At 69.1% G+C, this 23,246-nt stretch carries 25 protein-coding genes and 1 tRNA gene; 7 read left to right on the plus strand and 19 right to left on the minus strand.

Annotated elements, in window-relative coordinates:
• Window positions 1–196 precede the first annotated feature (196 nt).
• The 6 genes from rpoN to J7495_RS15090 all read right to left on the minus strand — a co-directional run bounded on the left by rpoN (window position 197) and on the right by J7495_RS15090 (window position 5,525).
• A complete protein-coding gene (gene rpoN / locus J7495_RS15065) occupies window positions 197–1,720 on the minus strand; it encodes an RNA polymerase factor sigma-54 (RefSeq protein ID WP_294057511.1) in 1,524 nt (507 codons plus the stop codon).
• Between the two features lie 158 nt (window positions 1,721–1,878).
• Window positions 1,879–2,655: an LPS export ABC transporter ATP-binding protein gene (gene lptB, locus J7495_RS15070; RefSeq protein ID WP_294057512.1), complete on the minus strand. Its 777-nt coding sequence runs from the start codon at window positions 2,653–2,655 to the stop codon at window positions 1,879–1,881.
• A 156-nt stretch (window positions 2,656–2,811) separates the two neighbouring features.
• Window positions 2,812–3,387: an LptA/OstA family protein gene (locus tag J7495_RS15075; protein ID WP_294057570.1), complete on the minus strand. Its 576-nt coding sequence runs from the start codon at window positions 3,385–3,387 to the stop codon at window positions 2,812–2,814.
• Between the two features lie 3 nt (window positions 3,388–3,390).
• Window positions 3,391–4,035: an LPS export ABC transporter periplasmic protein LptC gene (gene lptC, locus J7495_RS15080; RefSeq protein ID WP_294057514.1), complete on the minus strand. Its 645-nt coding sequence runs from the start codon at window positions 4,033–4,035 to the stop codon at window positions 3,391–3,393.
• A gap of 21 nt (window positions 4,036–4,056) precedes the next feature.
• Complete coding sequence (locus J7495_RS15085; RefSeq protein ID WP_294057515.1) at window positions 4,057–4,677, minus strand: ribonuclease D; 621 nt, start codon at window positions 4,675–4,677, stop codon at window positions 4,057–4,059.
• A gap of 38 nt (window positions 4,678–4,715) precedes the next feature.
• Window positions 4,716–5,525, minus strand: coding sequence for a TerC family protein (locus J7495_RS15090; RefSeq protein WP_294057517.1), 810 nt, complete (start codon window positions 5,523–5,525; stop codon window positions 4,716–4,718).
• A 211-nt stretch (window positions 5,526–5,736) separates the two neighbouring features.
• Between J7495_RS15090 and J7495_RS15095 the strand changes: the two genes are divergently transcribed.
• Window positions 5,737–6,534 (plus strand): cold-shock protein, encoded by a 798-nt coding sequence (locus tag J7495_RS15095; protein ID WP_294057518.1) that lies wholly within the window; start codon window positions 5,737–5,739, stop codon window positions 6,532–6,534.
• 176 nt (window positions 6,535–6,710) lie between these two features.
• Here the strand turns inward: J7495_RS15095 and J7495_RS15100 are convergent, their stop codons facing one another.
• From J7495_RS15100 to J7495_RS15110, 3 genes are all read right to left on the minus strand, one after another.
• A complete protein-coding gene (locus tag J7495_RS15100) occupies window positions 6,711–8,588 on the minus strand; it encodes a PAS domain-containing protein (RefSeq protein ID WP_294057519.1) in 1,878 nt (625 codons plus the stop codon).
• Window positions 8,589–8,755: 167 nt separating this feature from the next.
• A complete protein-coding gene (locus J7495_RS15105; RefSeq protein WP_294057520.1) occupies window positions 8,756–9,124 on the minus strand; it encodes a response regulator in 369 nt (122 codons plus the stop codon).
• A gap of 110 nt (window positions 9,125–9,234) precedes the next feature.
• Complete coding sequence (locus J7495_RS15110; protein ID WP_294057522.1) at window positions 9,235–9,879, minus strand: response regulator transcription factor; 645 nt, start codon at window positions 9,877–9,879, stop codon at window positions 9,235–9,237.
• Window positions 9,880–9,984: 105 nt separating this feature from the next.
• Between J7495_RS15110 and J7495_RS15115 the strand changes: the two genes are divergently transcribed.
• On the plus strand, window positions 9,985–10,419 hold the full coding sequence (locus J7495_RS15115; RefSeq protein WP_294057523.1) for a hypothetical protein: 435 nt from the start codon (window positions 9,985–9,987) through the stop codon (window positions 10,417–10,419).
• Window positions 10,420–10,543: 124 nt separating this feature from the next.
• On the opposite strand, the gene J7495_RS15120 is transcribed toward J7495_RS15115, so the two are convergent.
• The 4 genes from J7495_RS15120 to J7495_RS15135 are packed head-to-tail and all read right to left on the minus strand — an operon-like array spanning window position 10,544 to window position 14,686.
• Window positions 10,544–11,398, minus strand: coding sequence for a pirin family protein (locus J7495_RS15120; RefSeq protein ID WP_294057524.1), 855 nt, complete (start codon window positions 11,396–11,398; stop codon window positions 10,544–10,546).
• A 2-nt stretch (window positions 11,399–11,400) separates the two neighbouring features.
• Window positions 11,401–11,988 (minus strand): methionine biosynthesis protein MetW, encoded by a 588-nt coding sequence (gene metW / locus J7495_RS15125; protein WP_294057525.1) that lies wholly within the window; start codon window positions 11,986–11,988, stop codon window positions 11,401–11,403.
• Window positions 11,985–13,109 carry a homoserine O-acetyltransferase gene (locus J7495_RS15130; protein WP_294057526.1) on the minus strand — a complete coding sequence of 375 codons (1,125 nt, stop codon included), beginning with the start codon at window positions 13,107–13,109 and terminating at the stop codon, window positions 11,985–11,987. The genes metW and J7495_RS15130 overlap by 4 nt, the downstream gene beginning before the upstream one ends.
• 17 nt (window positions 13,110–13,126) lie before the next feature.
• Window positions 13,127–14,686 (minus strand): FAD-dependent oxidoreductase, encoded by a 1,560-nt coding sequence (locus tag J7495_RS15135; RefSeq protein ID WP_294057527.1) that lies wholly within the window; start codon window positions 14,684–14,686, stop codon window positions 13,127–13,129.
• 63 nt (window positions 14,687–14,749) lie between these two features.
• On the opposite strand from J7495_RS15135, the gene hisC reads away from it, so the two are divergent.
• Both hisC and J7495_RS15145 read left to right on the plus strand, forming a co-directional pair.
• Complete coding sequence (hisC, locus tag J7495_RS15140) at window positions 14,750–15,871, plus strand: histidinol-phosphate transaminase (protein ID WP_294057528.1); 1,122 nt, start codon at window positions 14,750–14,752, stop codon at window positions 15,869–15,871.
• On the plus strand, window positions 15,868–16,776 hold the full coding sequence (locus tag J7495_RS15145; RefSeq protein ID WP_294057530.1) for a prephenate/arogenate dehydrogenase family protein: 909 nt from the start codon (window positions 15,868–15,870) through the stop codon (window positions 16,774–16,776). The genes hisC and J7495_RS15145 overlap by 4 nt, the downstream gene beginning before the upstream one ends.
• On the opposite strand, the gene J7495_RS15150 is transcribed toward J7495_RS15145, so the two are convergent.
• The 4 genes from J7495_RS15150 to ftsE are packed head-to-tail and all read right to left on the minus strand — an operon-like array spanning window position 16,767 to window position 19,590.
• Window positions 16,767–17,462: a lysophospholipid acyltransferase family protein gene (locus J7495_RS15150; protein WP_294057532.1), complete on the minus strand. Its 696-nt coding sequence runs from the start codon at window positions 17,460–17,462 to the stop codon at window positions 16,767–16,769. The two genes, J7495_RS15145 and J7495_RS15150, sit on opposite strands and share 10 nt — an antisense overlap.
• Window positions 17,463–17,465: 3 nt before the next feature.
• On the minus strand, window positions 17,466–18,002 hold the full coding sequence (locus J7495_RS15155; protein WP_294057534.1) for a YdcF family protein: 537 nt from the start codon (window positions 18,000–18,002) through the stop codon (window positions 17,466–17,468).
• Window positions 17,999–18,886, minus strand: a complete 888-nt coding sequence (locus J7495_RS15160) for an FtsX-like permease family protein (protein WP_294057535.1) — start codon at window positions 18,884–18,886, stop codon at window positions 17,999–18,001. Before J7495_RS15160 ends, J7495_RS15155 begins: the two co-directional genes overlap by 4 nt.
• Entirely contained in the window at window positions 18,883–19,590 is a 708-nt protein-coding gene (gene ftsE / locus J7495_RS15165; protein WP_294057536.1) for a cell division ATP-binding protein FtsE, read from the minus strand. Before ftsE ends, J7495_RS15160 begins: the two co-directional genes overlap by 4 nt.
• Window positions 19,591–19,745: 155 nt before the next feature.
• Between ftsE and J7495_RS15170 the strand changes: the two genes are divergently transcribed.
• A complete protein-coding gene (locus J7495_RS15170; RefSeq protein ID WP_294057537.1) occupies window positions 19,746–20,474 on the plus strand; it encodes an MJ0042-type zinc finger domain-containing protein in 729 nt (242 codons plus the stop codon).
• On the opposite strand, the gene J7495_RS15175 is transcribed toward J7495_RS15170, so the two are convergent.
• Complete coding sequence (locus tag J7495_RS15175; protein WP_294057538.1) at window positions 20,446–21,804, minus strand: MATE family efflux transporter; 1,359 nt, start codon at window positions 21,802–21,804, stop codon at window positions 20,446–20,448. The genes J7495_RS15170 and J7495_RS15175 overlap by 29 nt on opposite strands.
• Window positions 21,805–22,036: 232 nt before the next feature.
• Here J7495_RS15175 and J7495_RS15180 point away from each other — a divergent pair.
• Window positions 22,037–22,123 (plus strand) — tRNA-Leu (locus J7495_RS15180).
• Window positions 22,124–22,174: 51 nt separating this feature from the next.
• Here J7495_RS15180 and J7495_RS15185 read toward each other — a convergent pair.
• Window positions 22,175–22,795, minus strand: coding sequence for a hypothetical protein (locus J7495_RS15185; protein ID WP_294057540.1), 621 nt, complete (start codon window positions 22,793–22,795; stop codon window positions 22,175–22,177).
• A 34-nt stretch (window positions 22,796–22,829) separates the two neighbouring features.
• On the opposite strand from J7495_RS15185, the gene J7495_RS15190 reads away from it, so the two are divergent.
• Window positions 22,830–23,144 carry an AlpA family phage regulatory protein gene (locus J7495_RS15190; RefSeq protein WP_294057542.1) on the plus strand — a complete coding sequence of 105 codons (315 nt, stop codon included), beginning with the start codon at window positions 22,830–22,832 and terminating at the stop codon, window positions 23,142–23,144.
• Window positions 23,145–23,246: the final 102 nt, after the last annotated feature.

A 23,246-nucleotide genomic window follows, 5' to 3' on the forward strand; every position in this document is an offset into this window, starting at 1 on the left:
GAAAAGTTGAAGGCTAGCCCCGGCACTTGTGCCTAGCCTGATCGAGGAAATCGATCGGGTTGACAGTGGTTGACAACAATCATGGGAGAAAGCGCTGATCGCCTGAATCGATCAGTCGCTGGAAAATGGGCCGAGCGTTAGAAAGAGCGAGGTCGAGCGTCGCAGGCCAAATCCTACTTTGCAATCGGACTCGTGCTTACCCCACCCCCTCGAGCGCCTTCTGCCGGCGGCGCTGGACCGAGCTGCCGATCCCCATCGCTTCGCGATATTTGGCCACCGTACGCCGGGCGATGTCGAAGCCCTTGGCCTTGAGCATGTCGACCAGCGTGTCGTCGGACAGGATCGCCTTGGGATCCTCGGCAGCGATCAGCGAGCGGATCGCGCTCTTCACCGCTTCGGCCGAGACCGCGTCGCCGCCATCGGCCGACTGGATCGCCGAGGTGAAGAAATATTTCAGCTCGAACAGCCCCCGCGCGCAGCTGAGGTATTTGTTGCTGGTGACGCGGCTCACCGTCGATTCGTGCATCCCGATCGATTCGGCGACCTGGCGCAGCGTCATGGGCCTCAGGTGCGCGACGCCGCGGAGGAAGAACTCCTCCTGCTGCTTCACGATCTCGCTCGCCACCTTGATGATCGTGCGCTGGCGCTGGTCGAGCGCCTTGACCAGCCAGTTGGCGCTCGCGAGCATGTCCGACAGCCAGGCGCGGCTCGCCTTGTCCTGCGGTCCGCTGGTGACTTCGGCGTAATAGGCGCGGTTGACGAGCAGCCGGGGGAGCGTCGCGGCGTTGATCTCGACCGCCCAGCCCGCACCGCGGCGCGCGACGAAGATGTCGGGCGTGACCGCGAGCATCGGCTCGCCGCCATAGCGGCAGCCGGGCTTGGGGTCGTAGTTGCGCAGCTCGCGGATCATGTCCGCCAGGTCTTCGTCGTCGACGTCGCAGATGCGCCGGAGCCGCGGCAGGTCGCCGCGCGCGACGAGGTCGAGATTGTCGATCAGCCGCGCCATGCAAGGGTCGTAGCGGTCGGCTTCCCTGGCCTGGAGCGCGAGGCATTCGGCGAGGTTGCGCGCGCCGACGCCGGTGGGGTCGAAGCCATGGATGATGCCGAGCACCGCCTCGACCCGCGCGAGCGGCACGTTCAGCCGCGTGGCGACTTCGAGCAGCGTGACGGTGAGGTACCCCGCCTCGTCGATCTGGTCGATCAGGTGCGCGGCGATGAACAGGTCGGCGCCGTCGACGCTCGCGCCGGCCTGCGCCATCAGGTGATCGGCGAGGCTCAGCCCCGAATCGCCCATATTGTCGAAGTCGGGCCCGTCCTCCGAGCCGCCGCCGCTCGCACCGCTGACGCCCAGGCTGCCATCGAGCCCGCCGATCGAATCGGCATGGCTGTCGTGGTGGAAGGTCTCCGCGACGAAATCGACGTCGAGCGCCGCTTCGCCCGCCGCTTCGCCGCCGCCGCTCAGCAGCTCGCTGGCATCGGCGGGCCCATCGCGCGGGTTTTCGCGGACATCGTCGAAGTCGACATCGGGCTCCGGCTCGGGCGCAGCGTCGCGCTCCTCCCCGCCGCTCGAATCGAGCAGCGGGTTCTTCTCGATCTCCTCGGCGATGAACGCTTCGATCTCGAGGTTCGACAGCGCCAGCAGCTTGATCGCCTGCTGGAGCTGCGGCGTCATCACCAGCGACTGCGACTGGCGCAGGTCGAGGCGCGGCGCGAGGCTCATTGTTTAACGGAGGACGGCACCAGCCCGCTCCCCCACCCGGCCACCCATGGAATACTGGCGTTGGGTGGCCGGGTGGGAGAGCGGGCGGAGCCGCCCAAGGTTCCGACGATGCGCAGCATCGGTGGAATGGCGGTGGAGGGCGGTGCCGTCACGATGAGTCACAGCGAGAAGCCCTCGCCCAGGTACAGCCGGCGGACGTTCTCGTCGCGCACCAGCTCCTCGGGCGAGCCGGCGAAGAGCACGCGGCCGTCGTAGATGATGTAGCCGCGGTCGACGATGTCGAGCGTCTCGCGGACATTGTGATCGGTGATCAGCACGCCGATGCCGCGGTTCTTGAGCTCGATCACCAACTCGCGGATGTCCGAGATCGAGATCGGGTCGATGCCCGCGAAGGGCTCGTCGAGCAGCATGATCGTCGGGTTGGCCGCGAGCGCGCGCGCGATCTCGGCGCGACGGCGCTCGCCGCCCGACAGCGCCATCGCCGGCGCGTCGCGCAGCCGCGTGAGGCCGAACTCGTCGAGCAGCTGGTCGAGCCGGCGGCGGCGCGCGTCCTTGTCGGGCTCGGAGAGCTCGAGCACGGCGAGGATGTTCTTCTCGACGGTCAGCCCGCGGAAGATCGAGGTCTCCTGCGGGAGATAGCCGAGCCCGAGGATCGCGCGGCGGTACATCGGCAGCGGCGTGATGTCCTCGCCGTCGAGCATGATGCGGCCCGAATCGGGCTTCACCAGCCCCATCACCGAATAGAAGCAGGTCGTCTTGCCCGCGCCATTCGGCCCGAGCAGCCCGACGACTTCGCCGCGCCCGACCGAGACCGACACGTCGGTGAGCACCACGCGCTTGTCGTAGCTCTTGGCGATCGACACGACCGCAAGCCCCCTGTCGGGCGCCGGTGCGGGGTCCGCGAGCGGATGTTCGATCGTGGCGGCGTCTGTCATGGCGGGCCTTGTCTGCACAATTCGGGTTACGCGGGCCTTACCGCGGACGCGGTTTGGCAGGATTCATGCATGCGATGCCTGAATAAGCTGCCCGAATCGCTGGCGCAAGGGAAGCACCCCATAGGCGGCTTGCGGTACGCCGTTCGGATTGCGGGGTTATTGTTGCGGTGGCGGGGTGGGCGACGGGCTGGGCGCGGCGGTGTTGCGCTTGGGCACCGAGAATCGGCCGGTCACGCGGCCGCCGCTGCTGGTCGTCGTGCCGGGCACGCCGCTGCCGACGCCCGATCCGTCGATCGTCGCACGGCCGCTGTCGAGGTTGATCGAAAGCCGCCCGCCGTTCACGACATTGGCGCCCTGGCGCAGCGTCACGCCGCCGATCATCGTGATCACGCGCTTGTTGAGGTCGTAGACCGCATATTGCGAGCGCGCGCTCTGCTCGGGCCGGACCACCGTCACTCCGCCGGCGGCGTCGAGCCGGGAAACGTCGGGCGAGCCCTGCTGGAGATTGCCGGTGTAGCTCACCGTGACGCGATCGGCGGTGAGCGTCATTTCGGCCTGGACGATCTTGACGTTGCCGGTGAGCAGCACGCGATTGTCGCGGTCGAGCAGCTCGATGTGATCCGAGCCGAAATCGATCGGCGCGTCCGAATTGTGCGCAGACTGCGCCGCCACCGGTCCCGAAGCGGAGAGCCCCAGCAACAGCCCCAGGGGCAGGATGGCGAGCCTGTGCATCATCTAGCGCCTATTCGCCTTCCTCGGCTGGATACGCAAGCGTGCATTGCCGTCGAGCTTCACGATGCGCTTCTCCAGGTCCGCAGTCAGCTTGTTGCCGCTGAAAACGCCCATGGGGGTGCTCCCGTTCACCGGGCCGCTGCTTTCCATCTGGCGGGTGCGCAGGTCGACCGTCGAATCGCTGGTCTGGAGGCGATAGCCGTCGGCGGTCTGGAAGCGGATCGGGCCGTCGACCGCGAGCTTGCGCGTATCCAGGTCGTAGCGGCCGCTGTCGGCGTCGATCCGACCAGGGCCTTCCTCGAGCGCGATCTCGGCGGAGAGCTGCTTCAGCTGGACGATCGGCTCGGCCGAGCTCTTCTGCACCGCCGAGCCGGCGTGGAGCTGGAAGGCGCGGCCCTTCGAATCCTCGCCGCGGTAGATCGCCGATTCGGCCTGGAGCCGCGCGCTGGCGACGTCGACCTTGTTCTTGTCGAGCACGAAGCTGACTTCGCCCGCGGTGTAGAGCGGCGAGACGACGAGGAACGCGCCGAGCACGCCGATCCCCATCGGCAGCAGCCATTGCAGCGTGCGCACGATCCGGTCGTGCCCGCTGCCCGGATGCGCCCAGGCCCTTCGTTGCGACTGGAGGCGCTGGGCGATCTCAGACAAGGCGGGCGCTCCGGATCATGCTCAGATGTGCGCGAAGATGTCGGTGTCGGGCCAGCCCGCGAGGTCGAGCTCGGCGCGCCAGGGCAGGAAGTCGAAGCACGCCTGCGCGATATCGGTGCGCCCTTCGCGCTCGAGGCGGCGGTCCAGCTCTTCCTTCATCGCATGCAGGTAACGCACGTCGGACGCGGCGTATTCGCGCTGCGCCTCGGAGAGCTCGGGACCGCCCCAGTCCGACGACTGCTGCGCCTTGGAGAGCTCCTGGCCGAGCAGCTCGCGGACGAGGTCCTTGAGGCCGTGGCGATCGGTATAGGTCCGCACGAGCCGCGACGCGGTCTTGGTGCAATAGACCGGTGCGGCGGTGACGCCGAGGTAGAAGCGGATCGCCGCCAGGTCGAAGCGCGCGAAATGGTAGAGCTTCACGCGCTCGGGATCGGCGAGCAGCATGCGCAAATTGGGCGCGGCATAGCTGGATTGCGGGCCGAAGCGGACGAGATGCTCGTCGCCCTTGCCGTTGGAGAGCTGCACGACGCACAGCCGGTCGCGCATCGTGACCAGGCCCATCGTCTCAGTGTCGACGGCAATCGATTCGCCGGGGGCGAAGAGACCCTCGGGAATGTCTTCTTCATGGAAATGAACTGTCATCGCCGCCGCCTAGCTCTGTTCGGCGCGCGGCTCAAACCCTAATCGGCCCTTGGCGGGACATGCGGCGGCTCGGCCCGATGCTTGCCGCGGCTCCGGCGGGCGAGGATGTTGAGGATCTCCACCCCCGCCGAGAAGGCCATGGCGGTGTAGATATAGCCCTTGGGCACGTGCACGCCGAAGCCGTCGGCGATCAGCACCGCGCCGATCATCAGCAGGAAGCCGAGCGCCAGCATCACCACCGTCGGGTTGCGGTTGATGAAGTTGGCGAGCGGATCGGCGGCGAACAGCATCACCGCCACCGCGGCGATCACCGCGACCACCATCACCGGCAGGTGATCGGTCATGCCGACCGCGGTGAGGATCGAATCGATCGAGAAGACCATGTCGAGCAGCAGGATCTGGACGATCGCCGCGCCGAAGGTCATCGCGACATGGCCCTTCTTGTCGAGCGTCTCGCCCGAGGCTTCCGAATCGACATTGTGGTGGATCTCGGTCGTCGCCTTCCAGACGAGGAACAGGCCGCCCGCGATCAGGATCAGGTCGCGCGCCGAAAAGGCGGTGTCGAACGCAGTCTCGCCATGCTCGCCGGGCATCGAGAGCCCCAGGTCGAACAGCGGCTGGGTGAGCTGGGTCAGCCAGGCGATCGTCGAGAGCAGCGCGAGCCGCAGGATCAGCGCCAGGCTGATGCCGATTCGGCGCACGCGGGTGCGCTGCGCCTCGGGCAGCTTGTTCGAAAGAATCGAGATGAAGATGAGGTTGTCGATGCCGAGCACCACCTCCATCACGATCAATGTCGCGAGCGCGGCCCAGGCGGCCGGGCTGGTCAAGAGCGTCAAAATGGCGTCCATGCGCAGGCTGTGCCCTGCCCGACTGGTGCTTTCAAGCCGCACGACTCGCGTTTATCGTCGCTTTCAAGCGAATTTCGGTCGCGGCGTGTCCGATTTTGGGCTATGAACCGAGTCTCGCGGCTCTTTTGATGAGCCCGAAGGCCTGCGTTCTTCGTCCGGCGCTTGGGTTTCGATTGGTTACAAGGGGCGAACCGGGAAGACGAACAGGGCAATGAGTTTCGATAGAGGGCGCCGCGGCGAGCGCGGCGGACGCGGCAGGGACAAGCGCGACGGTTTCGGCGACGACAGCAGCAGCTACAGCGGCGGCGGTTTCGGTGATCGCGGCGGCTTCGGCGGTGGCGATCGCTTCGGTGGTGGCGGTGATCGCTTCGGCGGCGGCGGCGGCTATGGTGGCGGTGGCGGTGGCTATCGCGGCGGTGGTGGCGGCGGCTTCGGCGGTGGCGGTGGTTTCCGCGGCGGCGGCGGCGGTGGCGGCATGCCCCCGCAGGTGGTCGGCGAGGCGACGGGCGTCGTCAAATTCTTCAACGGCCAGAAGGGCTTCGGCTTCATCGTCCGCGACGATGGCGGCGAGGACGTCTTCGTGCATATCTCGGCGGTCGAGCAGGCGGGCCTCACCGGCTTGGCCGAAGGCCAGCCGCTGGGCTTCACGCTCGTCGATCGCGGCGGCCGCATCTCGGCGACCGATCTGAAGATCGACGGTGAGCCGATGCCCGTCGAGGACCGCGGTCCGCCGCGCGACCGCGATGCCGGCCCGGGCGGCGGCAGCCGCGGCGGCCCGCAGCGTCAGCTGACCGGCGAGAAGGCGACCGGCACGGTCAAGTTCTTCAACGCGATGAAGGGCTTCGGCTTCATCCAGCGCGACGACGGCCAGCCCGATGCCTTCGTGCACATCTCGGCGGTCGAGCGTGCCGGCATGAGCTCGCTCAACGAAGGCGACCGCCTGTCGTTCGAGCTCGAGGTCGATCGCCGCGGCAAGTATGCGGCGGTGAACCTCCAGTCGGAAGGCTGAGCGAGGCTCACGCAAGCCAAGCGAATCGGAAGGGCCGGGCGGAGACGTCCGGCCCTTTTCGATTCCTCCTCGTCGCCCCCGGCGAAAGCCGGGACCGAAGGTAGGAAAAGACGTCGCTCACGCCCCGGGTCCCGGCCTTCGCCAGGATCACGGTTGGCGTTGGTCGATGGCTCGGCTCAGTCCGCCGTGCCGGCGACGGGCAGTGTGAACGAGAAGCTTGCGCCGCCGCCGCCGGTGGCGGCGCTGTCGGCGGCGATGACCCCGCCATGCGCCTCGATGATCGACCGGCAGATCGGCAGGCCGATCCCCATGCCGCCCTGCTTGGTAGAGAAGAAGCTGTCGAACAGCCGCGCCTGGTGATCGGCGCTGATCCCGGGTCCGCTGTCCTCGATCGTGCAGCGGATCATGCCGGCGTCGGGCAGGCTGGTGCGGATCGCGATGCGGCGATCGGGGCTTTCGGCCTGCGCCATCGCCTGCATCGAATTGACCGCGAGGTTCACCACCACTTGCTGGAGCTGGATGCGGTCGCCGAGCACCGGCGGCGCGGCGAGGGCGAGCTGCTGCGTCACCGTCACGCCCCGCGACTGAAGCTCGTGGCGGAGGAACAGCAGCGCCTCGCCGATCACGTCGTCGAGCAGCACGCGGCCTTGCTGCGTCGCCTTGCGGCCGGCCATCGCGCGGATGCGGGTGATGATGTCGGCAGCGCGGCGGGCATCGTCGACGATCGCCTGGTTGATCTCGCGCAGTTCGTCCATGTCGGGGTCGGGACGGCTCAGCCAGCGCAGGCCGACGTCGCCATTGGCGGCGATCGCGGCGAGCGGCTGGTTGATCTCGTGCGCGATCGAGGCGGTCAGCTCGCCGAGCACCGAGACGCGCGAGGCATGCGCCAGGTCGGCCTGGAGCCGGTCGAGCGTCGCATAGGCTTCGCGGCTCTCGGTCACGTCGGAGACCGCGCCGATATAGTGCGGCGCGCCGCCGCCGTTCGCCATCGCATGCGCCACGGCGTGGACGTGCTTCACCGATCCGTCGGGCATCAGCAGCCGATATTCGAAGTCGAACCCGTCGCTGCCGGTCGCCGCGGCGCCGAGCACCTGGCGCACGCGGACCGAATCCTCGGGATGGACGCGCGCATGGAACATCTCGAGCGAGGCCGATTCGCCCACCGGATAGCCGAAGATCCGGAAGGTCTCGTCGGACCAGTGGATCGCCGCCTCGGCGGTATTCCAGCCGAAGCTGCCGGTGCGGCTCAGCCGCTGCGCCTCGGCGAGATAGGCGGCCTGGCTGCGGCGCAGCGCTTCGTCGGCGCGCTTCTTCTCGGTGATGTCCGAATTGCTCTCGAGCACGCGGAGCGGATTGCCGCGCTCGTCGAATTGCATCGACCAGCGCGCCGCGACATGGATCTCGCTGCCGTCGCGGTGGTGGTGCGTAAGCTCGCCTTCCCAGCGGCCGGTGGTGCGCATCTGCCGGTCGAGCTCGGCCTTGAGCTCGGGCTGGGTTGGCGCGAGCACCTCGATCGCCGGCCGGCCGATCGCTTCCTCGCGCGTCCAGCCGTAGAGCGTCTCGGCGCCGCGGTTCCAGCCCGTGACGATGCCGTCCATGTCGCGCACGACGAAGGCGTCATTGGTGAGCTCGAGCAGCCGCGCCTGCTCGCGCTGAACTTCGGCCGACACGCGGAGGCGTCGCACCAGCGTCGTCACCGCGAGCGAGCAGACCAGGAATGCGACCAGCGCCGCAATGTCCTGCACGTCGCGCACTTCGAGCGTGTGGCGCGGCAGCACGAAATAATAGTTGAGCAGCCCGCCGGCGAGCACGCCGAAGAACACCGAGGAGGCGAAGCTGTCGAGCAGCGACAGCAGCACGATCACGACGAGGAAGGCCGATGCGGCGGTGGCGAAGCTCAGCGCGAGGCTGGAGCAGAGCCAGGTCGTCGCGCCGAGCAGGATCGTCCCCGCGATCCACAGGATCGCCAGCCGGCGGAACTGCTCGAGCGCATAATAGCGCGCGAGCAGCGCGGCGATGGCACGCTGGATGCGCGGGGGGAGCGTGATCGGCACGTCAGCCGCCAGCCGGACGCTGGAGCCTGCGTCGCCGGGGATTGGGCCGGAAAGGAAGTCGGCAGCCGCTCATCGGCGGAAACATGCCGCGATTTGGTCCGAAATGCCATATTCCGGACGCGTAACGGAGACGTTATCTGCAATCTCTCGCAAAAGCCCCGGATCGCTCAGGCCGCGATCGCATGCTCCAGGCATTGCGCGAGGCGGTTGGTCTCGACCGGCTTGCGCAGGAAGCAGGTCGCCCCCTGCGCCATCGCGGCTTCCTCGAGCCCTTCGTCGGGGCGCGCGGTGATCACGATCACGGGAACGCGCGGCTTCTGACCCGAGAGCACGCCGGCGAGCTCGATTCCGCTCATTCCGCCCATCTGGATGTCGGTGATCACGCACGAACAATCCTGCGCGATGTCGGAGGCGATGAAGTCCTCGGCCGACGGAAACCCCTGCGCCTTGTAGCCGAGCGAGCGCACGAGGCGCACAAGCGCGTTCAGCAGGGAGGTATCGTCATCGACGATCGAGATGAGCGTTTCCGCCGTCACCGACTTTCCTTCTTCGTTCAGCCGCCGGTCGAGCGAACCGCTTTTCGATTATGGTCGTATCCTTCCACGGATGGCGCGGATTTCCAATAATACACTCGTGTTACGGAGAACTACGGTGTCTGCTGGAGGTCTTCGCCGTCGCCCAGCAGGCCCGCCATGCGCACCAGATCGGCATAGGTCCGCGCGCCCATCTTGCGCATCGCGGCGCCGCGGTGGATCTTCACCGTGACTTCGCTGAGGCCCAGTTCGGCGGCGACCTGCTTGTTCATCGAGCCCCTGGCGACCATCAGCATCACCTGGCGCTCGCGCGGCGAGAGCGTGGCATAGGCGGTACGCAGCCCCTCGATGTCGGTGGCGGCGGCGCGGCGCTTGCGGTCGCGGTCGATCGCGGCGGCGACGGCGTCGAGCATGTCCTGGTCGCGGAAGGGCTTGGGGAGGAAATCGACCGCGCCGGCCTTCATCGCGCGCACGGTCATCGGGATGTCGCCATGCCCGGTGACGAGCACCACGGGCAAGTGCGAATCGGTCTTGGCGAGCTGTTCCTGCAGGTCGAGGCCGTTGACGCCGGGCAGCCGCACGTCGAGCACGATGCAGCCGGGCAGGTCGGGCAGCGCGCTGGCGAGGAACTCGCGCGCGCTCGCATAGGTGCGCGTGCCGAGCCCCACCGAACGGAACAGCCGGGCGAGCGCGGCGCGCAGCGACTCATCGTCGTCGATGATGTGCACGATTGCCGTTTCGGTTGCTGTATCCGTCATGCCCCGACGCCTGACCCCCGGCGATCTATACGCACTTGGGGGCTGCCAAGTCATAACACGATGGTATGACGGGGGCTAAGGCCTCGCGGGCCAGGGGAGGAAGTGATGCGCAAGTCATTGGTTCTGACGGGATTGCTGCTCGCCGGCTGCGGCGGCCATGGCGGCGGCAACGAGTCGGCCGAAGCGCCTGGCGCCGCGGCGACGGCAGCAGCAGCCGCCAATCCCTCGACCGCGAGCTGCGCCGACAAGCCCGAGTTCGTGCCGGTGATCGCAGGTGCGGCGCTGGTCAATTGCGCCTCGGGCGACGTCGACGCGACCGGGCGGCACAGCGGGATGCTCGTCTACACGACCCAGGCGACGCCGGGTGCGGTGCTCGCCTGGTCGAAAGCGGAGGCGGGCAAGGCGGGGCTCGGCCTCAAGATGGACATGGAGACGATGATCTCGGCCGGCGACGGCGACCGCACGCTCGCCGTCTTCACCACCCCCGAGCAGCCGCGCGGCGCGCGCGTGACGGTCAACTGGGGCGTGAAGCAGCGGTAGGGCGTATCGCTCCCTTCCCCGTCATCCCGGCGAAAGCCGGGACCCAGGAGTCGCAAGCGATGCCCTCCGTAACCCTGGGTCCCGGCTTTCGCCGGGATGACGACTTGGGGAAAGCGGAAGGCGCTCAGCCCGCGACGATCTCGGCGGTGCCGAACCTGCCCGCCTGATAGTCGGCATAGGCCTGGCGGATCTCGTCGGCGCTGTTCATCACGAAGGGACCGTGCGCGACGATGGGTTCGCGGATCGGCGCGGCGTGGCCGAACAGGATCAGCGCGGGCCCCTGCGCCTCGATCGTCAGCGTGTCGCCATCGCCGAGCGAGGCGAGGTGCCATTCGGGCACGTCGCGCCCGCCGACCGCCACGCTGCCGCGCGCCGCGTAGAGGAACACGTCGCGCCCGGCGAGGCCCTCGAAGCTCAGGCTCGCGCCCGCCTCGAGCGTCGCGAAGCAGAGGAAGGTGCCGGTGAGCGACTCGACCGGACCCTCGATCCCGCCGAACGCGCCCGAAACCAAATGCACCGCCGCGCCGCCTTCGCGCACCACCGGCAGCGCGCCCGCCTGCAAGCCGACATAGCGCGGCGGGCTCATCTTGAGCCGCGCAGGGAGGTTCAGCCAGAGCTGGAGGATCTCCATCGGGCCGCCGTCGCGCTTGAAGGCGGCGGGCGAGACTTCGGCATGGACGATCCCGCTCCCCGCAGTCATCCACTGGATCCCGCCGGCGCGGATGATGCTCTCGCCGCCCGCCGAATCGGTATGCGCCAGCTCGCCTTCGAGGATGAAGGTCACCGTCTCGAACCCGCGGTGCGGATGCGGGCCGAAGGGCAGGCCGCGGTTGCCCGGCGGATAGGTCTGCGGGCCATGATGGTTGAGGAACAGGAAGGCGCCGACATTGGGCAGCCCGGGCCCGGGCAGCGGCCGCCGCGTGACGAGGTCGCCGATGTCGTCGCGAAACGCCGGGTGGATCGCCGTCACCGTCCGCATGCTCATCTCCGCAGCAGGAACACCGCATGCTCGGCGAGCAGGTTCGCCATCGCCGAGCCGGTGCTCCGGTCGCCCTTGAGGAACCAGGCGCCCTCGACTTCGATCCCGCGCTCCTTCACCAGCGCGCGGAAGTCGTCGACGGTGACGTGGTGGATGTTGGGCGTCGCATACCAGGCGACCGGCAGCAGCCGCGTCACCGGCATCCGCCCGCCCACCGCGAGCGAGGCGCGCACCCGCCAATGCGCGAAGTTCGGGAAGGAGACGAAGGCGCGCCGCCCGATCCTGAGCAACTGCTCGAGCACCCAGTCGGGCCGCATCGTCGTCTGCAGCGTCTGGCTGAGGATCGCATAGTCGAAGCTCGCGTCGGGATAGTCGGCGAGGTCGGTGTCGGCGTCGCCCTGCACCACCGAGAGCCCGCGCGCCACCGCCGCGGCGACGTCGTCGGCCGAGAGCTCGAGCCCACGCGCGTCGCAGCCCTGGCCGTCGCGCAGCGCCGCCATCAGCTCGCCGTCGCCGCAGCCGATGTCGAGCACGCGGCTGCCGGGCGCGACATGGCCGGCGATGATCGCAAGGTCGGGGCGAAGGCTCATCGCCGCTCGCCCGCGCGCAGGAAGCCGTCGATGACGCGGCTGAGCTCGGGTGACTCGAGCAGGAAGGCGTCGTGGCCGAACGGCGAGCGCAGCTCCACGAAGCTCGCCGGCGCCCCCGCGGCGTTGAGCGCGTGCACCACGGTCCGCGATTCGCTGGTCGGGTAGAGCCAGTCGGTGTCGAAGCTCACCAGGCAGAAGCGCGTCGCCGATCCCTTGAACGCGGTGGCGAGCACGCCGCCATGCTCCTCGGCAAGGTCGAAATAGTCGAGCGCGCGGGTGATGTAGAGGTAGGAGTTGGCGTCGAACCGGTCGACGAACGACAGCCCCTGGTGGCGGAGGTAGCTCTCGACCTGGAAGTCGGCGTCGAAGCCGAACGACTTGGCATCCCGCCCCTGGAGGCGCCGGCCGAACTTCTCGGTGAGCCCGGCCTCGGAGAGATAGGTGATGTGCGCCGCCATCCGCGCCACCGCGAGCCCCGCGGCGGGGGGATCGTTGTTGGCATAATAGTCGCCGCCGCGCCACTTGGGGTCGGCCATGATCGCCTGGCGGCCGACTTCGTGGAAGGCGATGTTCTGCGCCGAATGCCGCGCCGCGCTGGCGATCACCAGCGCCGAGGCGACGCGCTCGGGATAGGTCGCCGCCCAGCTCAGCGCCTGCATGCCGCCCATCGACCCGCCGACCACCGCGAACAGCCGCTGGATGCCCAGATGGTCGAGCAGCAGCGCCTGCGCACGGACCATGTCGCGGATGGTGAGCACTGGGAAACCCATCGCCCAGGGCTTGCCCGTCGCGGGGTTGAGCGAGGCGGGCCCCGAGGAGCCGAGGCAGCTGCCGATCACGTTCGAGCAGATCACGAAGAAGCGATCGGTGTCGATCGGCTTGCCGGGCCCCACCATCCGCTTCCACCAGCCGGGCTTGCCGGTGAGCGGGTGGTTGGAGGCGACGTGCTGGTCGCCGGTCAGCGCGTGGCAGACGAGGATCGCGTTGGAGCCGTCGGGAGCGAGGCTGCCATAGGTCTCGTACGCCACGTCGAGCGGCGCGAGCACGCCGCCGCCGTCGAGCCGGAGGGGCCCGGCAAGCGAGGCCGTGCGGGACAGGCCGAAACGCGCGTCGTGAAGCATGGCGCGTGCCTAGGGGCTCAAGCCTGCAGCTTCAACAGCTTCCGTCCCAGGATCATCTCGGCGGCGAGCCTCCCGCTGCTCGCGCCGCCGTTCATGAAGCCGAACCAGGCATCGGAGAGATGCTCGCCCGCGAACCAGATGCGGCCGTTGCCGGGGACGGTCTGCTCGTTGATCGTCGCGCCCTCGGCGGCGAGCAGGTGGCCGAAGCGCGTGAGCTGGCTGGGGCGGTAGTTGACGTAGCCGCCCAGCGTCAGCGGGTCGCGGCACCAGCCGGTGCGGCGGAACGGGCCCGTGGCGGTCACGGCGGCAAGCCCGGGGATCGCCGGCTCGGCGAGCGCGGCGAAGGCGGCGGCGCGTGCCTGCGGCGAGGTCGCGACATCCTCGACCTGGTCGCCGCCGAGGAACCAGGTCCACACCGGGTCGACGCGGTCGGCGCGGTGAACGCTGCCGTCCCAGCCGAGCGCGGCGCTGGCGGGGTCGACGTTCCACAGCTCGCCGCCGATGCCCATCGGCGCCTTCCACACCGCTTCGGCCGCGACTGCCTGGATCTTCTCGTTCCGCCCGAGCTCGGCCTCGGCGATATACGCGCGAAGGCTCGCCGGCAGCGGCACGCGATAGCCGATCTGGCGCATGATCCCGGCCGGGACCGCGACGACGATCTGGTCGGCGATCGCTTCGCTGCCGTCGAGGAAGCTCAGCCGATGGGTGCCGGCCGCGAGCGCGATCGACACCAGCCGCTTGCCCGTCTCGATCCGGTCGCGATGCGCTTCCGCAATTGCTTCGGGGAGCGCGCCGCTGCCGCCCTGGATGACATAATGTTCGTCCGACTGGCCGAGGATCTCGAACCGCTCGCCTTCCACCGTCGGCAGGTTGAACAGGAACGACATCGCCGACGAGTCCTCCGGCTCGGCGCCGAACTCGGTGCGGATGCTGCTCTCGAGCAGCGCCCGTGCCCAGGGCTCGTGGATCAGCGCGGCATGTCGGTCGAGATAGGCCTTGGCCGAGAGCCGGTCGATCGCGGCGGCGTAGCGCGGCTCCTTGTCGACGCGCGCGGCGTCGCGGTCGATCTGGCCGGCGATCCCGCGCAGCGCCTGCGCCAGCTCGGCCTCGGCGACACGGCGGCCGTTCGCGAGCACGACAAGCGCATGCGGCTCGGCCTTGCGGTCGACCAGGGGGATACGAAAGTGGTCGAGCAGCGCGCGCAGGTCTCGGTGGTCGCTGTTGACCAGCTGCCCGCCGACTTCGAACGCCGGGCCGTCGGCCGGGCGCTGGGTGAACATCCGCCCGCCGATCCGCTGGCGCGCTTCGTAGAGCCGCGCGTCGACGCCGGCGGTGCGGAGGTAATGGAGCGCGCTCAGCCCCGCGATCCCGCCGCCGATGATCGCGACTCGCCCGGGCGTGGCGGCGCGCGCCGGCCGCGGCAAGGCCGAGACCGCGCCCGCCGCAACGATCGCCTTGAGCAGCGCACGGCGCGTGGCACCGGCGCTGCCGGGCGTCGGCGGTGCTTCACCGGCCTCGGCCAGATGGTCGCGCCGCGCCGCTTCGAGCGCGCGCCAGAGGAAGCTGCTGCCCCGCATTGGTCCCTCCCTGCTTTGCGGCGATCTTGCCATTACCCGGCGCATCGGCCAAGCGGCTCGGCCATGAACGCTCCCGAACCCAAGCCCTGGATCATGGCGATCGACCCGTACAAGCCGGGCCGCTCCACCACCGACAGCGGCGCCAAGGCCGTCAAGCTCTCGTCGAACGAGAATCCGCTCGGCACCTCGCCGGCGGCACGCCAGGCGTTCGCGAGCGCCGCGCACAGCCTCGAGCGCTATCCCGACGCCAGCGGCACCGAGCTGCGCGACGCGATCGCCGCGATCCACGGGCTCGATCCCGCGCGGATCATCTACGGCAACGGCTCGGACGAAGTGCTTCACCTCGCCGCCGGTGCCTTCGCCGGCCCGGGCGACGAAGTCATCTACGTCAACTACGGCTTCACCGTATATCCGATCGCGACCCGCCGCGTCGGTGCCACGCCGGTGGTCGCGCCCGACCGGGACTATGCGACCGACGTCGATGCGATCCTCGCCTGCGTGACCGAGCGGACGAAGATCATCTTCATCGCCAACCCCAACAACCCGACCGGCACCTATGCGCCGCGCGCCGAGATCGAGCGGCTCCACGCCGGGCTGCCCGGCCATGTGCTGCTCGTGCTCGACCATGCCTATGCCGAATATATCGAAGGCAGCGACGACGACGGCGGGATGGCGCTGGCGAAGACCGCCTCCAACGTGCTCGTCACGCGCACCTTCTCGAAGATGTTCGGGCTTGCCGCCGAGCGGATCGGCTGGGGCTATGCCGCCGAGCCGATCATCGAAGCGATGCACCGCATCCGCCTGCCCTTCTCGATCACCATCGCGGGTACCGCGGCGGCGCTCGCGGCGCTCGGCGACACCGGCTTCGTCGAGCACACGCGTGCGCACAATGCCGAGTGGCGCCGCTGGTTCGCCGGCGAGATCGCCAAGCTGGGCAACGCCGGCATCCGCGCGGTGCCGAGCCAGGCGAACTTCGTGCTCGTGCTGTTCGAAGGCGAGCTGACCGCCGAGGCCGCGTACAAGGGGCTGATGGATGCGGGTTATATCGTCCGCTGGCTGCCGGGGCAGGGGCTTCCCCACGGCCTGCGCATCACCATCGGCACCGAGGACGACAATCGCGGCGTGATCGCGGCGCTGCGCCGGATGTCCGGGGCTGGGGCCGGCGTCGAGGCGGACGCGGGATGATCCCCTTCGCGCGCGTGACCGTCATCGGGCTCGGGCTGATCGGCTCGTCGATCGCGCGCGCGGTGCGCCAGCACATGCCGGGCGTCCGGGTGGTGGGCTACGACGCCGACCCCGAGGTGCGCGACATCGCGCTGCGCATCGACCTCTGCGACGACGTCGCCGACAGCGCCGGCGCGGCAGTGACCGACGCCGATTTCGTCATCCTCTGCGTCCCCGTCGGCGCGATGGGCGAGGCGGCGGCGAGCTTCGCCGAGGACCTGCCGCCCGATGCCGTGGTGAGCGACGTCGGCTCGTGCAAGGAAAGCGTCGTCCAGGCGCTCGCCGAGGCGCTGCCGGGCGCGACCGTGATCCCGGCCCACCCGGTGGCGGGGACCGAGAACAGCGGCCCCGAGGCGGGGTTCGCGAGCCTCTTCCACCACCGCTGGTGCATCGTCACCCCGCCCGAGGGCGCGAGCGAGCTTGCTGTGGCGCGCGTGATGGAATTCTGGAAGGCGCTGGGCGCCGAGGTCGAGACGATGGAGCCCGCGCACCACGACCGCGTGCTCGCGATCACCAGCCATCTGCCGCACCTGATCGCCTATACGATCGTCGGCACCGCTTCGGACCTCGAGGAAGTCACGCGCTCCGAAGTGATCAAATATTCGGCCGGCGGCTTCCGCGACTTCACCCGCATCGCCGCTTCGGACCCGACGATGTGGCGCGACGTCTTCCTGTCGAACCGCGAGGCGGTGCTCGACATGCTCCAGCGCTTCTCCGAGGACCTGACCGCGCTCCAGCGCGCGATCCGCTGGGGCAAGGGCGACGAGCTGTTCGAGCTGTTCAGCCGCACCCGGATGATCCGCCGCGGGATCATCGAGCAGGGCCAGGACGATTCACGCCCCGATTTCGGCCGCTCTCACGACTGATCCGCGCGATTGAGCGCGTTGATCCCCTCGTAGACCCGCGCCTCGGCCTCGGCGCGGGGCAGGCCGGGCGGGATCGGCTGGCCGAAGCGGAAGGTCACCACGCCGGGCCGCTTGGCGCCGCCCTTGGGCCAGACATGGCCGCTGCGGACCGCGATCGGCACCACCGGCAGCCCGAGCATGCGGTAGAGCCCCGCGAACCCCGCGCGCAGCGGCGGCATCTCGCCGGGCTTCACCCGCGTGCCTTCGGGGAAGATCATCACCGATCGCCCGCCCTCGAGCGCGTCCCTGGCGTCGCGCATCATGCTCCGCAGCGCCGCGGCGTTGGCGGCGCGATCGACGACGATCACGCCATAGCGCCGCGCGCACCAGCCCCAGACCGGGATCTGGACGAGCTCGCGCTTCATCACCGTCGCGGGCGCGCCGAGCAGCCGGGTGAGCTCGAGCGCTTCGAAGATCGCCTCGTGCTTGGCGGCGAACAGCACCGGGCCCGCCGGGATCTCGCCTTCGACGCGGGTCTCGATCCCGAGGATCCACCGCGCCGACCAGCGCATCACGCCCATCCAGCGATTGGAATAGGTACGCAGCGCTTCGCGCCCGAACAGCGCGGCCGCCGGCGCCAGCAGCACCAGCGGCACCGACAGCCCGTAGAAGACCAGCGAGAAGACGAGAGTCCGCAACCAGTTCACGCTTCAGCCCGCTCCCACCAGGATCGCCACCGCACGCACCAGGAACTTGTGATACTCGCGCAGCAGCGTGACGAACTTGGGCTTGCTCGGTACCGCGTCGCCGAGCACTTCGAGGTCGCTCCCCAGCATGTGCGCCAGTTCGAGCCGGGCGCGCGCCATGTGCCAGTCGGCGGTGACCAGCCGCACGGTCTTGTACTGGTGGCGGCGCACCCATTCCGCTGTCTCGTCGGCGTTCGAGCGCGTGTCGACCGCCTGGTGGCCGAGATCGATGCAGCAGGCCATCAGCCGCGGCTCGATCCTGTACTCGACCGCGAGCTCGCGCGGCTTCACTTCACGGCCCACCCCGCTGACGAGCATGTGCTCCGAGGCATCGTCGCGCAGCAGCTGGACGCCGCGGTCGATCCGCCCGGGGCCGCCGGTGAGCACGACGATCGCGTCGGTCTTGCGCGCGGCGTCGAGCGGGCGGCCGAGCATCAGGTAGAAGGCGACGAAACCCAGCGCCCAGGCGAGCAGCAGCAAGGCAACCACGCGGCGGATCACAGCGTTTTCCCCAGCGCGCGCAGCACCGCGAGCCGCGCCGCGAAGGTCGCGAGCAGCGCGAAGGCGATGGGCAGGAGGAGCAGCACGAACCAGTCGCGCTGCTGAAGCGCGACGCCCGCCATCACTTCGGACCCGAGCGACCCGAAGCGCGACTGGAGGAACCAGACGAGCCCGAGCGCGAGCAGCGTGCCGAGCACGCCGCCGATCATCGTGTCGAAGGCGATGCGCCGCTGGAACAGGCGGGCGACTTGAACATCGGTGGAGCCGAGCATGTGCAGCACTTCGATCGTGTCGCGGTGCGTGTCCAGCCCCGCGCGCGCCGCGAGCAGCACCACGGCGGCCGTCGCGCTGGCCATCAGCAGCACCAGCCCGCCCGCGAGCCAGCTCAAGGTCGCCATGAACTGGCGGACGGGGGAGAGCCATTTGGCATGCCGGTCGATCCGCGCGCCAGGCGCGATCCGCTTCGCTGCCGCCTCGGCTTCGGCGACCGCGGCTTCGCTGCGCACGTCGACGTCGATCAACGCGGGCATCGGCAGGTCGGGATCGAGCCCCGCGTCGCCGAGCCACGGCTTGAGCAGCTCGGCGAGCCGCGCGCGATCGGCTTCCTCGGCACGCGCGACGCCGGGGAGGCCGCGCAGCGCAGCGACCAGCGCGTGCGCCTCACGATCGCGGATGTCGGCGTTGGGCTCGATGATCTGGACGGTCAGGCGCCCGGCAAGCTGGCGGTCGAGCTGCGCGGTCGCGGCGAGCATGCCCAGCCCCAGCGCGCCCGAGAGCACGGTCAGGAACAGCATGATCGCCATGATCCAGGTCATCGCGCGCGTGCGCCGGCCCTCGTCGAGCAGGCGGCGGTCGGGCGCATTGGGGTTGAGGCTGAGCTTCACGGGCGCTCGGCCCCCGGCGGATGGCGGAGCGCGCCGGTGGGATCGTTGAGCTGCCCCTTCTCGAGCCGCATCATCCGCGCGTTGGGGATGCGGTTGAGCAAGTGGAAGTCGTGGGTGGCGACGACGACGGTGGTGCCGAGCCGGTTGAGCGAATCGAACAGGTGCAGCAGCCGCTCGGCCATTTCGGGGTCGACGTTGCCGGTCGGCTCGTCGGCGACGAGGATCTCGGGCCGTGCGATCACCGCGCGGGCGATGGCGATACGCTGCTGCTCGCCGCCCGAGAGCGTCGGCGGCCTGGCCTTGCCGCGGTCGGTGAGGCCCACCCAGGCGAGCATCTCGCGCACCGGCGCCTCGATCTCGCTCTCGGGCATGCCGGCGACGCGTAGCGGCAGCGCAATATTGTCATAGGCCGAGAGGTGGCCGAGCAGGCGGAAGTCCTGGAACACCACGCCGATCCGCCGGCGGAAGCCGGGAAGCCGGGTCCGCGGCAGCGTCCCCGCATCCTCGCCGAACAGCCGCACCGCGCCGCGCGTCGGCCGCTGGGCGAGGTAGAGGAGCTTGAGCAGCGAGGTCTTGCCCGCGCCCGAGGGGCCGGTGAGGAAGTAGAAGCTGCCCGACGTCAGCGTGAACGAGAGGTCCGACAGCGTCTCGGGGCTGGTGCCATAGCGCAGGCCCACCTGGTCGAATTGCACGATATTGGCCATTCGTCGACGCTCGGCCGCTCCTCTGCACCGCCCGGCCAGCCATCGCACAGCCGCCCCGCGGGCTCAAGGAGGGCGCAAGTTTCCTGTGGGAAACGGGTGCGATCCGGACCGACAGCCTTGCAGTTGCAAGGTCATGCGGACTAGAATCGCCGCCCATGATCCTCGAATGCAGCCAGTGCCGCACGCGTTACCTCGTGCCCGACAGCGCCATCGGCGCCGAAGGCCGCACCGTCCGCTGCGCGAGCTGCAAGCACAGCTGGTTCCAGGCGCCGGTCGCGCTCGATCTCACCACGCGCGCCTCGCCCGCCGATCTGGCGAAGCCCGAGCCTTCGCCCCGGCCGCGCTTCGCCGCCGCGGCGCCCCGGCCCGAGCCGGCGGCGGTCTATGGCGACGAGCCCGCTGCGCCGCCGCCCGAATACGACCCCTTCGCGCCCGAGGTCCCGTTCAAGCCGCGCCGCAACCCCGCGAAGCGCTGGACCGCCGCGGCCTTCGTCGCGGGCTTCTCGATGCTGCTTGGCACCGCGGCGATCCTCTACACCGGCGCGCCGGGCATCGCCTCGCAGTTCGGGCTGGGCTTCGGCCAGGCCGACACGCCGCTGCGCTTCGCCGACAAGGCGGTCGACCGGCGCAACCTCGCGAGCGGCGGCGAGATGCTCGCGGTCTCGGGCAAGGTGGTGAACCCCAGCGGCGACAAGCAGCACGTGCCCGACATCCGCATCGAGCTGCTCGACGCCAAGGGCGAATCGGTCGACAGCTGGCGCGTGACCCCCGAGGTGCGCTCGCTCGATCCCAACGGCACGATCGAGTTCAACAGCGCGCGGGTCAATCCACCCAAGACGGTGCGGATCGTCGACTTCAGCTTCGCGAGCGAAATCGGCGGTTGATCACGGCCAGCCGCGCGCCGTGGAGCAGCGCGGCGACGACCATGCCATAGCCCGAGGCATAGACCAGCGCGAACGGTCCCCAGCCCCAGTGCACCAGCAGCAGTCCCGCGCCGCCGGTGACGAGGAAATAGGCGATGATGCTGTTGACCCCGGCGACGACCTGATCGCCGAGCGAGCGCAGCGCGTAGACGAACACCACCTGCAACCCGTCGAACACGATGAACGGTGCCCAGATCGGCAGCATCGCGATCCCCAGCACGTGCACCGGCGGGGCCGCGGGGAAGAGGTCGACCACTTGCGCGGGGAAGGCGATCAGCAGCAGCGCGGGCACGCCGATCGCGACGGCGGCAATCACCGCGGCGATCCGCGTGCGCCAGGCGGCTTCCTGCGGCACGCCTTCGCCCACGGCATTGCCGGCACGCACGCCCGCGGCCGAGCCCAGCCCCAGCGCCACCGCAAAGGTGACGTTGTGGATCGAGAAGACGATCTGGAAGGCGTGCGCCACCACCTCGCCCTGCTGGGTCGAGAGCGCGATCAGGATCGAGAAGCCGGCCAGCTCGAGCCCCGACGCGAGCGCAGGCATCGCGCCGAATCGCAGCAGCGCGAGCGCGCCGCGCAGCGTCTCGGGCTCCAGCAGCTCGGCGACCTCGTGGACGCCCCGCACGCCGGCACGCGGCAGCGTCCAGGCCGCGGCGAGCATCCCCGCGCCGCCGATCGCCGAGGCGACCAGGGTTGCCGTCGCGGCGCCCACCGCGCCCATCGCCGGCAGGCCGAGGTGCCCGCCGGAGAAGGCCCAGGCGAGCACGGCGTTGATCGGCAGCACCGCCAAGTTGACCACGGTCACTCGCCGCGGCCGGCTCACGCCCTCGAGGAAGAAGCTGGCGGTGATGATCAGCAGCTGGAAGGGATAGGCGAGCCCCATCACCCGCACCACCGCGGCGGCCTCCGGCGCGATGTCCGGCGCGACGTCGAGCGTGTCGAGCATCGGCCGCGCGAAGAGCAGCAGCGCGCCGCCGCTGAGCAGCCCGAGCGCGACCGCGAGGATCAGGCCCTGATGGAACACGCGGCCGGTCTCGCGCAGCTCCCCCGCCCCGTCGGCGCGCGAGACATGGACGAGCACCCCCGACAGCGCGCCGATCGCGATGACAATGCCGATGAAGGTGACCGCGCGGCTCGCCCCCAGCGCGGCGACTTCGCCGGTGCCGGTCCAGCCGACCACCACCACGTCGGTGACGTGGAGGATCGTCCAGTTGAGGCTGGTCAGCACCACCGGCCAGGCGAGCGCCAGGATTCGCCTCGTCTCGGCGGCAAGGGCAGGGGAGGCGCGCATGGGGCGCCGCTGGTAGAGCCTTTTGTTCAAGTTGGAAACGGCACCGGCCCACTCCCCCACCCGACCACCCAGCGGAAGTATGTTGTGGGTGGTCGGGTGGGGGGAGTGGGCCGGTGCCGCACGGCGCGTGAGCGCCGTCAAATAGCGCGCTAACCCCGCTTGCATCCCCCGAACCGCTTTGCTAGGGGCACCCGCCTTACCAGCCGCCGGGACCTTCGGCGGAGTTTCACGTGCGGTCGTGGCGGAACTGGTAGACGCGCAACGTTGAGGTCGTTGTGGGCGAAAGCCCGTGGAAGTTCGAGTCTTCTCGACCGCACCATTTCCCCGGCTAGGGGATTGAAACTGAAGGAAAAACGGGGAGTGACTAAATCTAGCCCCCCGTTTCGTCCCCCTTCGTGTCGATGTCGTCGTCCTGGCTGCCCAAGAGGCCCGTATCCTGATGGTGTGATAGGCGCATCATGGGGGCCCCGAGGCGCTCCCACAAAAGGCGCTGACGCTCCTCCGGGTTGATCTCCATGCGTTCGAGCAACTCGTAGAATTGGCCGATAACGCCGATGCGATCCCGCTCCGTCTGAAGACGTAGGATTTCGATTTCGAGCAGCGCGCGTTCCTTTTCGGTCTCACACCGCCAGGCCCGGTCCTTTTTTCGCTCGTGCCGATCCTTGAGGTATTCGCGGATTTGCTGAAGCGGATTGAGCGAGCCGATAACCTCGACCCAGCCGGGCGATTGAATGGATATCCGCACTATTTCGAGTTGATCCAGCGGATACAGCTCGCTCCCTCGGAGGTCCGAGGCATCAAGATAGGATGGAGCCCATTCGAGTCCCTCTAAGTAAAAAGACTGTCGCCCGCGATATCGGCGGAGGGTTCGCTCATTCGGCAGCAGATGAAGCGCCAGATAGACGCCTTCCAAATCGGTCAGGAACTGTGCAAACTCTCCAACGCCTGCCCCTCTTTGAATATTAAGCCGAATTGATCCTCTCTCTGGCATCGCCGCCTCTCCTTAATATTCTCTCCGAAGTGGAGTGAGCTGGAGCTCAGTTTTAAGCGAGCCCGTAATACTCGCCAAATACGAGATCGATGTTAGTCTAGTCGCCCCGGGGATAACCTTGGGCATCGCGATGCTCCCGATACGGGAGTGTTTAGCGATGAGGTTGCTATCGAAGAAGCAGGTGAGGGAGAAGGTTCTCTACTCCCCCGCGCACATCGCCCGCCTGGAGGCGGCCGGGAAGTTCCCCAAGCGGGTGCGACTCGGCGCCGCACGGGTCGGATGGATCGAGCAGGAGGTGGAGGACTGGCTCCGGGAACTCGCCAGCAAGCGCGATACGCCCGGCTCCTGACGGAGCTTTTGGGCCGGTCCGCCTCGCCGGACCGGCCCCTTTTAGGCCCATAGGCGGGGGCATAGGCGGCCACGCCCTGTATGCCGGCGGGATGAGGATATA

Source organism: Sphingomonas sp. (assembly GCF_017745215.1).
In the GTDB taxonomy this organism is placed as follows: Bacteria; Pseudomonadota; Alphaproteobacteria; order Sphingomonadales; family Sphingomonadaceae; genus Sphingomonas.